The organism is Microcoleus sp. B9-D4, assembly GCF_036705105.1.
In the GTDB taxonomy this organism is placed as follows: domain Bacteria; phylum Cyanobacteriota; class Cyanobacteriia; order Cyanobacteriales; family Microcoleaceae; genus Microcoleus.
On record NZ_JAUBTS010000045.1, the window covers coordinates 22887 to 38468 of the forward strand.

The following is a 15582-nucleotide window of genomic DNA, read 5'->3' on the forward strand; positions in this document are numbered from 1 at the left end:
AGTCCTTTGAAAAGGACTGAAATGCCGATCTACAGATCGTAATACAGATATTCGGTAGGGACACAGCAGTGCTGTGTCCTCTTTCTGTATTTATTTCGATAGTTTCCCTACGGCGGATACGGACACGGCAGTGCCGTTTCCCTACAAATATTCTGTGCAATTAATCGGATTTGATATTAGTCCTCTTTAGAGGACTTCAGCTTTGAGGCAGGGGTTTAAACCCCTGCCGGACTGTGGGACTATTGCGAATGCCGGACTGGCAAAATATTTCTAATTTTGGAGTAGCGGAATATTGCGACAGGTAGACAATATCAAATCAATTTGACTTTTGCAATTGACCAATCAAATCTAATGCTTTTTGAGCATCTGCATTCATTCCTTGAGCCCTAAATAAACGAGCCGCTTGCTGCAAATCTGCGATCGCCCCTTGTCTATCTCCCATTCTCACCAACGTAATTCCTCGGTTAGCAAAAGCCTTTGCATAATTGGGATTGAGTTGAATTGCTTGAGTGTAATCAGCTAATGCAGAGCGATCGTTATTGATGCGAAACAGCGCTAATCCTCTGTTAAAATAAGTGTTGGCGCGACCGGGATTGATTTGCAGCGCTTGATTGAAATCGTCGATCGCCCCTTTTTGATCGCCTAAGTCCGAAAGTGCTAATCCTCGGTTGTTGTAAGCCGCTGCAAAGTTTCTATCCAAGCGGATGACTTGAGTATAATCGGCGATCGCCCCCGGTTTGTCTCCCATTGCTGACAAAACCAGCCCCCGATTGTAGTAAGCGTCAACATAACCGGCATTTAGGGCGATCGCCTTGCTATAATCAGCGATACTCTTGGGCATTTGTCTCAAATCGGAATAAGCGAGGGCTCGATAGAAATAAGCTTCCGCGTAATCAGATTGAGTTTGAATTGCTTGGTTAAAATCGGCAACAGCCCCTGACAAATCTCCCTTGTCAAACCGACTTAAACCGCGAACGTAATAAGTTTTAGCATCTTGCGGATTGTTCAGTTTCAGAGGTGCATTAGCGGCGGTTGAAGTATTCACCAAAATAGCAGAACGATTTAAACCTGCCTCCGACAATTTAGCTAGAAAAGTGTTGATAGGAATCGCTGCATTAAATCCTGTTTTAGTAGTCAATTTATCTACAAGATTTCCTTGGTTATCCGTTATAAAATCGAGATCGCCTTCTCCGTGAATCCCAACAACACGCCCTTCTGTATCAAATACAGGCCCTCCACTCATGCCCCCTTTCGTAATAGCATTGTAGCGCAAAGTATAACCGCGTGGATGAGTCGGGAGACGACTCGTAACATAACCCGGTACAAACTCAAAATTACGCTTAGTTCCGTATTTTCCCTCGGCTGCATTAGCTGGATAGCCAAACACAAAAATTTCTGTTGCAACTGTCGCTTGTGCGGAATCGCCTAAAGTTACAACTGGATAAGATTCTGTGCTGTTAAAAGTTACGACTGCTAAATCTGGCTCATTCTGGCTTTTTTGTAATCGTGCAAAACGGGTTACTGGATAGTTTTTTCCCGTAGAAATGCGAATCGTATATGTAAGTTTAGTATCTGCAACAACGTGGTTAGCTGTCAGGACAGTGTAGGTTGTACCTTGTTTTGCAATAATAAATCCTGTCGCACCACGATTATCTGTTCTGTTAATTTGAACCGTGACAGATTCAGCTAATTGAGCAATTTCTTGAGGAGTTTTTGCGAGAACGGGTGCTTGTGCAAAAAAAACTATTCCTGCTACCGCTACTGTTCCTGCTAGGATGCTGGTGAGGGAATCAAAGCGCGAATAATCCCTATTCATAGGTTATTGCTGAAGAGTAAGATTTTTTATACCCTGAATAGTATAGGTGAAAATGAAGTGTCCGCAAACCACAAACGCTGGATGTTTGCAGATGATTGCAATTTTTATGACATTTCGTACATTTCGTATATTTCCGCCATTGCCGGCATTACTAGGCCATATTTTATTTGTATATCTTCTAGGTTAACCAGCTCGAACTGCATCCCGAAACACTTTCAAAGCTTCTTTTTCTTCGGACATTTGCAGGCATCTCCCCAGCAATTCTAGATCCAAATCCGGCAACAGCATACTCCGAGAAACGCGATCGTAACCCTCTGAGTTAAGTTGGTAAATCGAAAATACTCCGTCTTCCCAAAACCAAACTTCTGCTACGTTAAATCTGCGGTAGTATTCCAGCTTGTTGATAGTTCCGCTAGTAAAAACAACTTCGATCGCCAAATCGGGTGTTTCTCGCTGCCGTCTGTCTTCGCCAAAGTAGTAAGATAAATCTGGTTCCTTGCTGCTGCCTTTTGCTTCCCCTTGGAGTGTAGCGCTACCCGTCGGTCTAAAACTAATATCTTTTTCTACGAAAAAGGTCATTAACATTCCTGCCAGCAGGCATTTAATGATTTCATTCTTCGACGAACGTGTCATAATTTCTACATATCCGTCCAGGTAAGACAAGCGAACACTGCGACTGTACTCTAGCAATGAATCCAGAGCTTTGAACTGTTCCCAAGTCATTGATAGCGGCAAAATCAACCGCTGTTCCTGGAGTGCAGTTAATTTGGGGTGAGGGGCAATGGTCATATATACTTTACCCGAATTTTAATTTCTACTTTTAGATTAGCCTAAAAATATATAAAGGGAGAAATTGGAGACTTAGAGCGCTCTTGTCCCCCCCTTGTTAAGGGGGGTTAGGGGGGATCTGGCCCGTCTAATTCCCTACAAATAACTAAGCCAAAAACTGAAATTGAGAACCGTTAACTGCCAAAGCAAAAGGACTTGCCTGTTCAAATGCACCGACAAGTTCAAAGTTGTCCGTGTTTAAAACTATCCCCACAATCTGTCCGGTAATTATGTTTTCAATCACCATGTCATTGATAATGCCGTCGTTATCGTAAGCAATCAAATTGTCGTCTTCAAAGAAAAGGTCTAGTTCTGTTAAACCGTCCGTCAAACCGATGCGATCGCCCTCGTCAAAGTTAAAATCGGTAATGACATCGGCTCCATTTATACCAAATGCTTCATCGTTGCTTCTGAGCACGAATATGTCACCACCGAGGCCTCCCGTGAGCACGTCAACTCCCCGATCGCCCGCTAAGAAATCGTTGCCCTCATTGCCCTCTAAATCGTCGTCTCCTTGCCCTCCCCGCAGGATATCGTTCGCGAACCCTCCGAAGATAAGGTCATTTCCGGCGTCGCCCCTAACTACGTCGTTGCCATCATTTCCATCCAGGCGATCGTCCTCTTTCCCGCCGTAAATTATGTCATTTCCGCCACCACCACCGATAATATCATTGCCGTTATTTCCTAACAGACGTTCGTTGGAATCCGACGAACCTCCTATAGTATCGTTGCCATCGAGTCCCCAAACTCCCCAGGGAAAAGACGACAAATTTCCATTCCCTACGTTAATCTCATCGGGTGTAGCGAATGCCAAAAGACGTGGCCCGCCGCCAGCAAATACAGGAAATCCCGTCACATCGCCGATGAGATTGTTAACCGTTAAAGCCATAACTATGTCCTTTCAAAAATCATGTTATCTGTATTATATATGTTAATTCTTGTCTTGCCAAATAGCAAGTTATATGGTAATTTATATCGCAAGTTTATTGGCTAAATTAGTGGCCAGCAACCTGTTTGCAAATTATTAATTATTAATTACCAATTACCAATTACCAGGGCTGTGCCTCATTCAACCCAAAGCTGCTATATATCTCGCCTCAGAGTCAAATAGCATTAGTTGCTGACACTATCCGCTACTGTCTACCGCTTATAATGGGTGTTACCCGCCAGGTGGTAAACACGTTAATATCACCTATAACGTCGAGACTGAGAGGTTGTTTGTAAATAAAAGTAAAAGTCCCTGGGCCCATCCTCCGAGAAAACACCCAGTTTCCGATACCCACACAAAAACTTTACAAACAGGATCTAAGCTCTTTACAAAGCCATAATCGCCGATCGCTAATATTCTTTGGCAAAATCCACTGCTTTCAGGTGTTTTACTCATGTCTACTCCTAAATCGTCTGCCCATCAAAACAACAACAACTCCGTAAAATCACTGCCAGCGACAGATATCGTCCCAACAAAGCCAGATAGTAACAATCTGCCCAGCGAACCAAGTATAGAACAGCTACTGGAAGCTTTGGCGGGCCAAGTACCCAGTCAATCTTCAGAAATTGAACCCTTGAAAACGTGGAAACAAGATTTACAGCGACTGTTTCAATTTCTCGGCGATCGCCGCGTTTTAATCGCAGTAATGCAACCGGGAACTTTTGCCCTGCGTTACGCTAACGCGGCATTTTGTCGCTTGGCAGGTTGGGAGGAAACGTCCTTGGCAACTCAATCTACCAACGGTTGGTTTGCAGAAACCGACATCACTCTGCTGGAACTGTTCGAGGATTGGGGCGGCAAAACAGCAGAACAATTGTACCGCCGCCACCTTTTGCACTGGGTATTTAAGCAATATTATCAAATTGACATTGACGGTTTGCGGGTGCTAGACGAACCTGTCACGGCGAGTGTAAAAAACCCCAAACACCGAGAAGCCAGATTCATAGAATTTTGGCTGGGTTCGGAACAGTTAAAAATTACTCGAATTGACTCAAACATAGATGAATTTGCGGATGTTTCTTTAAGATTAATGCCTGTTGCAGAACGGGAAGCTTGGCTGATGCAGCCGAATCAACTGGAAAATTTAGCCGATCGATTGCAGTTGGATAATTACCGCGTAGAAGGTTTGCTGCTGCTAGAAGGTTTTGATGTCACCATGCAGGAGCAAATTCGGCGGCTGACTCAGTTATTGATCGATCAAGATTCGATGCTGCGGCCAGACAAATTTGAGAAAATCGATCGGTGTTTGCGCTCGCTTTTCAATGCTGATGGCACTTTGCTGCTGCGCCCCGACGGCGAACAGGTACAGCTATTAGTTGCAAAAGACGGCCAACATTTGCAGCCAATTCTTTATTCAATGCACTCCCTAGAAGCTTCTCACTTTTTGAATGCCACAGCAGCAAATCAAGTTTGGAACGTGCCAGACTTGCGTAGGGAGTGCGAAACCGAGTGCGATAGAACTTTGCGGAGAATGGGAACTCGATCGATGCTGCTGGTGCCCCTGGTAGTCAAATCCGTCACCCGCGAGGGGTGCGGGCAGCGGATTTTGGGCGTTGTGGGGCTGTTGTGCGATCGGCCCAACCACTTCAACGGCATTGACGCTAAACACGCCCAAGAACTCATTCCCGCCTTCATTGCAGCCCTGCGGCAAGCCATCCAGGAGCGGTTTACCCACATTCACAACATCCACCCCGCAGTCGAGTGGCGGTTCGCCCAAGAAGCAGAAAGGCGAAGTTGGGGACTACCTCCAGAAACAATCGTATTTGCTGACGTTCATCCGCTGTACGGAATTTCGGACATTCGCGGTTCTAGCGACGAAAGAAACCGAGCCATTCAAACTGATTTGCTCGAACAATTCCGCTTAGGTTTAGTCATAGCTGATGCCGTTTGCGAAACACAAACTACCCACCTCGGCGAGCAACTGCGGCTCGACTTGCTCGACTACATTCAGCATTTAAAACAAAAAGTAACAGTCGATATGGAGGTGCGAGCCGCCGAGTATTTAAACGAGCATTTAGAAGTATATTTTGACTATTTTGTGCAGTGCGGGCCCAAGGTTCAGGCAGCCGTTGAAGCTTACCAAGCAGCCTGTGAAAATGAACACAACTGCGTTTACAGCGATCGCAACCGCTACGACCAAATGCTGAACCTAATCAGCACCAAACTCCAAGAAACCTGGGCCCGCTGGCAAGAAAAAATGCAGCAAATTCTTCCCCACTACTGCGACATCGAATGCACCGACGGCATGGATCACATGATTTATGTAGGAAAATCGATCGATCCCAAATTCAGCCAGTTTCACCTACACAGTTTGCGGTACGAACAACTGCGAGCAATTTGCGATTGTGGCCGCACAGTTTTTCGCCTGCAAGCCCAGTCTCAAATCAACATGGAACTCGCACATTTAGTCTTAGTGCAGAATACCACTATCGACATTTTTCACAACGAAAACACCGAAAAAATGTTTGATGTCAAAGGCACTCGCGACATCCGCTACGAACTTGTCAAAAAGCGGATCGAAAAAGCCGTTGACAAAGACGCACAAGAACGGATTACCCAGTCGGGGATGTTGACTGTTGTTTATTCCACCGAGGAGGAGTGGGAAGAATATCAGCAATACTTGCGCTACTTGTCTCGCGAAGGTTGGGTAGAGCCAAAAGTTCAGACTGGTATGGTAGAATCACAACAAGGAGTTAGCGGTTTAAAATTCGCCCGCGTGCGTATTTTGCCTGAACCGGAATCTATTTCTACTATCTGTGAAGTTACGGTAGTCAGCGATTGATAACCCGTTCAAGGGCCTGTTTTAGGCCGAGTGCGATCGCTCTCATCTCCTCCTGTTTGAGGCCCAGTGCGATCGCTCCTATCCCCTGAAAAACGGTGCAGCGAAAGCATTCGGGACTCACACACAAGACCAATATTACATTTAAAATGTTGGTTGACACCAAAGACCCAGCGCACATTTTCACTTAGTGTATATTCCGTGTGATTGGAAATCGCCCAATACACGATCGGAATCACACAAAATCTAGATTAAGTAGTGTTAATCTAATCCTAATTAGCTCTTGTAATTTTTAACTTAAGTGATGTTAACTTTATCAGAATACCAAATAACTTCTACTCTGCACGAAGGCGTGGAAACAATAATCTATCGCGGACAAACACCGACAGACGCGCCCCCAGTAATTCTGAAAGTCCTCAAAGCTGAATATCCCACCCTCGAAGCCATTACCAGGCTCAAACACGAATATCAAATTCGCCAAAACTTAGACAGCCAACAAATCGTCAAAGCAATCAGTCTCGAAACATTTGACCACCGATTAGGAATCGTTTTAGAAGACTTTGGCGGCGAATCCCTAGCCAAACTGCTGGAAAGAGAAACCTTGAGCCTGCAAGCAAATTTAAACATCGCCATCCAAATCGTCAAAGCCTTACAATACCTGCATTTTCAGCACATTATTCACAAAGACATTAAACCCAGCAACATTATAATTAACTCGCAAACAAAACAAGTAAAACTCACAGACTTCGGCATTGCTACAAAACTCAACAAAGAAAACCCACAATTTAAGAATCCCAACTCAGTCGAAGGCACATTAGCCTATATGTCACCCGAACAAACCGGGAGAATGAACCGCACCCTCGACTACCGCACCGACTTTTATTCCCTTGGTATCACATTATATGAAATGCTGACAGGCAAATTGGCTTTCTGCAGCAACGACCCCTTAGAAGTAGTTTATAGCCACATCGCAGTTCAACCAATATATCCCCATCACATCAATTCAGAAATACCTGTCGCCATCTCCGAGATAGTGATGAAATTGATGGAAAAAAATGCCGAAGATAGATATCAAAGTGCGGCCGGATTGTTAGCCGACTTAGAAATTTGTTTGCATCAGTTAGAAGCCACCGGACAAATTGCCGACTTCATCCCCGGACGCTTAGATATTCTCAGCCAATTGTTAATCCCCCAAAAATTGTACGGTCGGGAAAATCAGGTTAATGAATTGCTAGCAGCATTTGAACGTGTAGGGGCTGGTTCACCCAAATCTTTGTCACCCAACCTAAATACAGAAAAACCCGCCCGCCCCAATGCAGAAACCCTTTCAGCCGCATTTTTTCCACCAAACCAAAATACAGAAAAATTCGCCCCTTGCCAAAGCGAATTAATGCTAGTCTCAGGCTACTCAGGCATCGGTAAATCAGCCGTAGTCAACGAAGTTAGCAAACCCATTACCAAGTCAAAAGGTTACTTCATCAGCGGCAAATTTGACCAATTAAAACGCAACATTCCTTATGCCTCATTAATCCAAGCATTTAACTCATTGCTGCGGCAATTGCTAACAGAAAGTGCAATTTCATTAGAAATATGGCGCACTAAAATTTTAACAGCAGTGGGAACAGACGGCCAAGTAATTGCCGACGTAATTCCCAAAGTTGAATTAATCATCGGCAAACAGCCAGAAGTCCCAGAACTCGCCCCCGTAGAATCCCAAAATCGATTCAATCGGGTATTCAAAGAATTTATTCGCGTTTTCGCCCAAAAAGAACACCCCCTAGTTATCTTTTTAGACGATTTGCAGTGGGCAGATTCAGCAACATTAAAGTTGATGCAAATACTGATAACTGACCCTGACCAAGAATATTTGTTGCTAATCGGTGCCTATCGAGACAATGAAGTTAGTCCCACCCACCCCTTAATTCAGACTGTAGAAGAAATTGAAAAAACTGGTACAAGAGTCAACAATATCGTGCTGCAACCGCTGGATTTAGCAAATGTGACGGAATTAGTCACTGAAACACTTAACACGGGTACAGAAAAAGTAACAAATCTAGCCGAGTTAATCTGGAATAAAACGGGCGGAAATCCTTTTTTCTTGACTCAATTACTCCAAGCACTTTATCAAGACTCTCTCTTAAAATTTGAATTTAATCACATTACAAATGAGGTAAGTCAAACGGGCTGGTATTGGAGTATTGATGAAATCCAAGCCATCGGAATTACCGATAAAAGTGTGGTGGAACTGGTAGCTTCTCGCATAGAAAAGCTGCCCGCACCAACGCAAGAAGCGTTGAAGCTAGCAGCTTGCGTGGGAGATAAATTTGCTTTAGATGTGCTGTCACTTGTTAGCGAAAAGTCAGCTAATACTACAGCCACTGAACTTTATTCAGCTTTGCAAGCAGGGTTAATTCTGCCCTTGAGCGATGCTTATCGCATTCCTTTAGTTTTCGATCGAGCCGAATCAATTAATCTCAAGTTAGACACTTCGCGGGTTAGTTACAAATTTTTGCACGATCGCGTTCAGCAAGCCGCATATTCGCTAATTCCCGAAGGTCAAAAGCAATCCACCCATTTAAAAATCGGTCAATTGTTGTTACAAAATACTCCCCCCGACAAGCTAGAAGAAAACATTTTTGATATCGTCAATCAATTAAATGTCGGAATTGACACGATTAGCCACCAGTCAGAAAAAACTCAGTTGGCACAATTAAATTTAACTGCTGGACGCAAAGCCAAAGCGGCGGCTGCGTATGAAGCTGCTGTTAGGTATTTGCGGGTTGCTATGGAATTATTGCCTGCGGATTCTTGGCAAAGCCACTATGACTTAACGTTAGCAATTTACGAGTCAACGGCAGAAGCTGAATACTTAAACATCAACTATGAAGATTCAAAAAAGATGGTTGATATTGTCCTGCAAAAAGCTAAAACGTTACTGGAAAAAGTGAATGTTTATGAACTTCAAATTCAGTCTTATAACGCTCAAAATAGAGTTGTAGAAGCACTCAATACAGGACTGGAAGTGCTGAAACTGTTAGGCATTTCTTTTCCTCAAAATCCCAACGCGCTAAATATTATGGCGGGACTGAGTAATACCAAACTGAGCTTGGGATTGAAACGAATTGAGGATTTAGCTAACTTGCCAGAAATGATCGATCCCGAAAAACAAGCAGCCATGCGGATTTTATCAGGGATTCTCAGCAGTGCTATTCAGGCAAAACCCCCACTGATACCGCTGCTGGCATTTAGGATGGTCAAGCTGTGTATTAAATACGGTAATTCGCCTTATGCAAGTATTGCCTACGTTTATTATGGCGTAGTTATGTGCAAGCTAGGAGACATTAGTTTGGCATACCAATTCGGTCAACTGGCAATTAGGATGTTAGACAAATTTCCCTCCCGTTCAATCAAAAGTAGAGTTTATGCAACATTTGGTTCTTTTATTCACCACTGGAAAGCCGATCTCAAGTCAGGATTAGACGATCTCAAAGAAGGTTTTAAAACTGGGATGGAAACTGGAGAGTTGGAATTTGCTGGTTATTCTATAGGTGCATATTGCTTAAACAAACTGTCGATAGGAGAGCCTCTTGATTTGGTGGATCAGGAGACTGGTAAATATATGAAACTAATGCAGCAATCTCAACTTGAAATGGCTGTACAGTATATAAGTATAGCTAGGCAGACAGGCCTCAATTTGCGCGGTCAAGCTGTCGAACCCTGTCATTTAGTCGGTGAGAGATTTAATGAAGTTAAAACGCTCCCCATTTTAATAGAATGTAAAAACTTTTTTTTAGTTGGGTTGGTTTATAATGCCAAAACTCAGCTTAATTTTCTCTTCAGAAACTACGCGCAAGCATTAGAAAATTCAAGGTTATTTGAGAAACATGAGGAGTCGGTAGCCGGATTTGATGTGGTTGCTCTGAATAATTTTTACTCCTCTCTCAGTATCCTCGCTTTGTATCCCCAAGCTGGCAAAGGGGAACAAAAGCAATATTTGGAAAAAGTGCTGCAAAACCAAAAGAGGATGAAAAAATGGGCAGTTCATGCTCCGATGAACTATCAACACAAATACGACTTAGTAGCAGCGGAAATAGCGCGAGTTTGGGGGCAAAATACCGAGGCAATGGAATTGTACGATCGCGCAATTGAGGGATCTGCAAAAAACGGTTACATTCAAGAGGAAGCATTAGCCTGTGAATTAGCAGGAGAATTTTATCAAGCTTTGGGTAAAGAGATAGTTTCTCAAGCATATCTGACTAAAGCCTATTATGGATATATCCATTGGGGAGCCATCGCTAAAGTTAAACACTTAGAATCAACACATCCTTTTTTAGCAGCACAGACGCGCACAATTCCAACCCCAACCCTCGATGTCACCCGCACTGCCACGGGAAATACTACCAGTAGTAGTTTAGGCGATTTATTAGACTTAGCTACTTTTATTAAGTCGGCGGAAGCCATTAACGGTGAAATTGTTCTAGAAAAATTGTTGACCAAATTAATCAAAATTATTTTAGAAAATGCGGCAGCTCAAAAAGTAGTGCTGCTGCTGCTGAAAAACGATATCCTCTGCATAGAAGCTACTGGCACTCATGGGGAGGATACAGTGACACTTTTACCCTCTATTCCCGTAGAAAATCGTCAAGATGTACCCCTGTCTGTGATTAATTACGTACACCGCAGTCAAAAGCATCTGGTTTTAGACAATGCGACTGTCGCCGAACCTTTTAATGTAGATACCTACATTCAGAAATATCAACCCAAATCAATTCTCTGTTTGCCGATTATTTATCAATCTCAGGGGCGCGGAATAATTTATCTAGAAAATGCTTTGACAGTAGGAGCTTTTACAGCAGAGAGAGTGGAAGTATTCAAAGTGTTAATTTCTCAAGTTGCTATTGCTGTAGAAAATGCTGGTTTGTACGCGCGCGAGAAAGAAAAATCTCAACAGTTAGAAAAATCTTTCAATGAACTGCAACAGGCGCAACTGCAACTCATTCAAAGCGAAAAAATGTCTGCTCTCGGCAATTTGATTGCAGGGGTTGCTCACGAAATTAACAATCCACTTGGTTTTATTGCGGGCAATCTTGATGCTGCTGCTGAGGCGAGCTTAGATTTGATTGATTGCTTACAACTTTACCAAGAAAAATTTCCTAATCCTGGAGATGAATTACAGGATAAAGCATCGGAAATTGATTTAGAATATTTGATCGAAGATTTGCCAAAAATGCTTTTATCTATGAAATCAGGTACAGAGCGCATCCGCAATATTAGCAAGTCTTTGCGGACTTTTTCCCGCGCTGACAGTGCGAATAAAGTCTCAGCAAATATTCATGAGGGCATCGACAGCACTTTGATGATTTTACAGTATCGTCTGAAAGCTAAAGATACTCGCCCCGCGATTAAAATTATCAAAGAATACGGAGATATCCCGCCAGTTAAATGTTATTTTGGGCAACTGAATCAGGTGTTTATGAATGTGCTGGCAAATGCGATCGAGTGTTTTGACGAATTCAATCAGGGTCGTACTTATGCTGAAATTGAAGCTTTACCGAATACGATCGCCATTATCACTCAAGTCTCCGAGGATAGCAACAGCGTGGTGATTAAAATCAAAGATAACGGTCAAGGGATGCCATCGGAGCTCAAGTCGAAAATATTTGACCATTTATTTACTACTAAAGGAGTAGGGAAAGGTACGGGTTTGGGGTTGTCTATCAGCAAGCAAATTGTGGAAGAAACCCACGGCGGTAAACTAACTTGTGAATCGGTGCTGGGAGAAGGTTCGGAATTTGCGATCGCCCTTCCCCTGAATTAAGATTATGGAACTATGGCGTGTTTTAAAACCCGGAGAGCCCTCCTAACCACCTTAATAAGGGGAGTAGGGGGTGGGACAAGAGCATGCTCAAAGTCAACCCCTACTCCCCTTTTTAAGGGCGATTTAGGGGGATCGAGACTCGGATAAAAACAGCACAACACATATAGGAAAATTTGTCAATACCTAATTATTTCTGAAAAAGTCTGCTGTTGGCAGTCTACATTCGGCAGTATGCAGTTACATTATTAGCTAAATGTAATAACTATATTTGATAGGAGTTTTTCGAGTGAACGCTGCCGAACAAGCCAAAAATATAGAAGTTGCCAGCAAAATTGCTGCCGTTGTTAATTTATTCAAGTCCGAATTCCCGGATACAAAAGTCGATTTGAAACCTTGGATGAATGACCAGGATACCAGAGAACTTGTAGATCCAGATTCGATCGACATTGGCTTCCATTTTCCCGGTAGAAGTCGCTTGCTGCAAAGCCGCAGCATTTTGATTCAAATCCGATTTTACCAAGATCCGGTGGAAGGATATCGGCGGGCGATCGGCGTTGAGGCAGCCGGTTACGATCATACTGGTCAGCAGTGGCGCTTTTCCACGGTGGAAAATTGGAGTTTTTTCGGTCAAACTGAACCCGCTGCGGAGTCAGGCCAAAAACTCAAAGACTTTTGCCAGCAGATATTCGATTTGTTTAATCAATCTTTTTGAGGACTTCAGTTTTCACGGCTCTTCTGTTTGTAGTAAGGACTTTAGTCTTTGCTATTATCGCAATTGTCGATCGACTTACAGCCAACTGGATAAACAGATTTGTAAGTAGTCGATCGCTTGCCAAACAAAGTATAGCGGTTATCGCGGACTTGTTCGTACACGCGATCGCCCATCCACTTCATCCCCGGCATTGCCCGATAAGCAGCCACAAACACCTCGCCAGCAGGAAGTATCCGCCCGATTTCCTCCGCCGCATCGCTGCCCTGCCAGCGCCGTTCCGGGGTGTTACCATCTATCAAAATCATCCCCATTTCGCAGTCTTCAGACGTAATCCCAAAGCGATTTAATTGCTCTAAATCTTGCATGGAAATATACTCAAAATTCTGGCCTTTATCTAAATTTTCTAGTAACTGCACCAAGGTAACGCAGAGATTGCAATTGCCGTCGTAAATTACGCTATATTTCATTAGTTGACTGTTGACTGTTGACTGTTGACTGTTGACTGTTGACTGTTGACTGTTGACTGTTGACTGTTAACTGTTGACTGTTGACTGTTGACTGTTGACTGTTAACTGTTAACTGTTGACTGTTGACTGTTGACTGTTAACTTATGACAACTGCCTACTGACAACTGACAACTGACCAATGACTTCTTAAAATCCAAAAGTCCGCTTACCATCCGGCTTAACAGTAAGCCAATTGGTCTTTGCCATTGCCAGTTGTTCGTCAGAAACTGTAGCGTTGGTAAGATTCGCCCCGCACAAATTTGCTCCCCGCAAATTCGCCTTAGTCAAATAAGCCCCCGTCAAGTCAGCACCTCGGAAATCCGCGCCTTCAAAATTGGCAGTGCTGCAATAAGCCTCAGTCAAATTAGCATCTCGCAAATTCGCCTGAATTAACCGGGCGTGACCCAAATTCGCCCCCGACAAATCCGCTGCTTGCAAATTTGCCTTCACCAACCTAGCCTGATAAAAATTACTTCCCGCTAACTGCAATTTTTGCAGTTGCAGACCAGACAGTTCGCAGTCAGCAAAATCGCGCTTGCCTTTAAAATATGCCGCTCGCAAGCTGTTCGTGTCCCACTTAGGAGCAACTTTCGATACCTTTGACGCTGCTAAATTGCCGCTAGAATGTCCAACCGTTCCGAAAGTTCTGCCTGACTCAGCCAGAGTCCGGGAAACTCTGGGCTGCATCCCCGTGTTCCCAGATTGGCTGAAGGAAGTTCTACCAGCGCGGGTGTGGTTCGATCGTAAATCTTGATTAATTTTGCTCCTCGGCCGTGACCACGAAGAACCCTCGTCATTAAATATTGTCGGTTCTTCAACTGCACGAGAAGAGCCGTTGAATTGAGTTGCCAAGCCATCGACAAGACTTGGGTCTTCAAATTCGCCAGAGAGAGCTCTGAGGACATCTGCTGCTGATTGGAAGCGGTGGCCAACCATCGGCTTCAGCATTTTTTCGAGAATCCGCGCAAAATTTGGGCTTACCTGAACGTGGGGTTGCCAAACAATTTCGCCGGTTACTCCATCAAAATCTAAATCCTTGGGCGACTTTCCTGTCAGCAAGTACAAGCAAGTCATGCCCAAGGCGTAGATGTCGCTGGCAAATATCGGCCGCAGCGCCATTTGTTCCGGTGGAGCAAAACTAAATGTGCCGACTGAAAATTTCGTGTTGGCGCTTTGGTCGGCGGGGTCTAATAATATTGTTTGGCTAACTTGGTCTTTTACCGCTCCGAAATCAATCAGAACTAAGTGGCCGTCTTGAACTCGGCGAATAATATTTGCCGGTTTGATGTCTCGGTGAATTACTCCTTGGCTGTGGATATATTGCACTACTGGCAGAATTTCTAATAGAAAATTTTTAACATCCGATTCGTTGAAACGGCCTGAGTGCTTGACTTCTTGTTTCAATGTCGAGCCTTTAACATACTCTTGAACTAAGTAAAATTGCTGTTCCGTTTCAAAATAGTCTAGCAGCCTCGGTACTTGCGGGTGGTCGCCCAGTTGGCCGAGGGTTTTCGCCTCTCGCTTGAATAATTCCCGCGCCATTTCTAAAACTCGCGGCGACGAACTACTGGGTCGCAGTTGCTTGACTACACAACTCGGTTGACCGGGCAATGAGATGTCTTTTGCCAGAAATGTAGCTCCAAAACCTCCTTGTCCTAACGGTTCAATAACTCGGTAGCGAGCGCGCAGCAATAACCGCGCACCGCACGTCTGACATTGGAGAATAGAGTCAGCAGGGTTTTGAGGATGGGGACAGCCCGGATTTACGCAGTAGCTCATATTGATTGAGTTTGCCTATGTTGTTCTGATCTTGTCAGCGTCGCTCGACTGCACAAATTGCCTGTTCCTGCTTCTGGTAGACATACTAATCTATCAGTTTTCGGCGGGCCGTGCCTTCGATTGCGAATTGGAATTGCACCTAAGTCTTTTAGGTCGATATCTTTTCCCTATTTTGATTATCTCGCTGCTGTGAGTTTTTTCCGTTGATTATCCTTGAAGATAGTTTAAAGACTTGCTAAAGTTGTGCTTTTTTGTGTAAAGTCTTTCTAAACTTAAGTGCTTTTTGCGTTGTTAGATGTTTCTAGCATACCTCATTCTCTGAATGAGAATGCTACTCATCCCCCAGTAGCCATCGA

8 protein-coding genes are annotated in these 15582 nt (G+C 43.9%); 3 read left to right on the top strand and 5 right to left on the bottom strand.

What is annotated here, in order from left to right:
- Nucleotides 1-316: 316 nt before the first annotated feature.
- The 3 genes from QUB24_RS23140 to QUB24_RS23150 all read right to left on the bottom strand — a co-directional run bounded on the left by QUB24_RS23140 (nt 317) and on the right by QUB24_RS23150 (nt 3533).
- Nucleotides 317-1816, bottom strand: coding sequence for a tetratricopeptide repeat-containing serine protease family protein (locus QUB24_RS23140; protein ID WP_333155795.1), 1500 nt, complete (start codon nt 1814-1816; stop codon nt 317-319).
- A 183-nt stretch (nt 1817-1999) separates the two neighbouring features.
- Nucleotides 2000-2605, bottom strand: coding sequence for a Uma2 family endonuclease (locus tag QUB24_RS23145; RefSeq protein ID WP_333155796.1), 606 nt, complete (start codon nt 2603-2605; stop codon nt 2000-2002).
- Between the two features lie 145 nt (nt 2606-2750).
- A complete protein-coding gene (locus QUB24_RS23150) occupies nt 2751-3533 on the bottom strand; it encodes a calcium-binding protein (protein ID WP_333155798.1) in 783 nt (260 codons plus the stop codon).
- A gap of 493 nt (nt 3534-4026) precedes the next feature.
- Between QUB24_RS23150 and QUB24_RS23155 the strand changes: the two genes are divergently transcribed.
- The 3 genes from QUB24_RS23155 (at nt 4027) to QUB24_RS23165 (ending at nt 12941) form a co-directional block, all read left to right on the top strand.
- On the top strand, nt 4027-6414 hold the full coding sequence (locus tag QUB24_RS23155) for a GAF domain-containing protein (protein ID WP_333155799.1): 2388 nt from the start codon (nt 4027-4029) through the stop codon (nt 6412-6414).
- 301 nt (nt 6415-6715) lie between these two features.
- Nucleotides 6716-12229 (top strand): AAA family ATPase, encoded by a 5514-nt coding sequence (locus QUB24_RS23160; RefSeq protein WP_333155800.1) that lies wholly within the window; start codon nt 6716-6718, stop codon nt 12227-12229.
- A 286-nt stretch (nt 12230-12515) separates the two neighbouring features.
- Nucleotides 12516-12941 (top strand): hypothetical protein, encoded by a 426-nt coding sequence (locus QUB24_RS23165; RefSeq protein WP_333155801.1) that lies wholly within the window; start codon nt 12516-12518, stop codon nt 12939-12941.
- Nucleotides 12942-12982: 41 nt separating this feature from the next.
- On the opposite strand, the gene QUB24_RS23170 is transcribed toward QUB24_RS23165, so the two are convergent.
- Together QUB24_RS23170 and QUB24_RS23175 are read right to left on the bottom strand one after the other, a co-directional pair.
- Entirely contained in the window at nt 12983-13408 is a 426-nt protein-coding gene (locus tag QUB24_RS23170; protein ID WP_333155803.1) for a DCC1-like thiol-disulfide oxidoreductase family protein, read from the bottom strand.
- A 186-nt stretch (nt 13409-13594) separates the two neighbouring features.
- A complete protein-coding gene (locus tag QUB24_RS23175) occupies nt 13595-15226 on the bottom strand; it encodes a serine/threonine-protein kinase (RefSeq protein ID WP_333155805.1) in 1632 nt (543 codons plus the stop codon).
- Between the last annotated feature and the right edge of the window lie 356 nt (nt 15227-15582).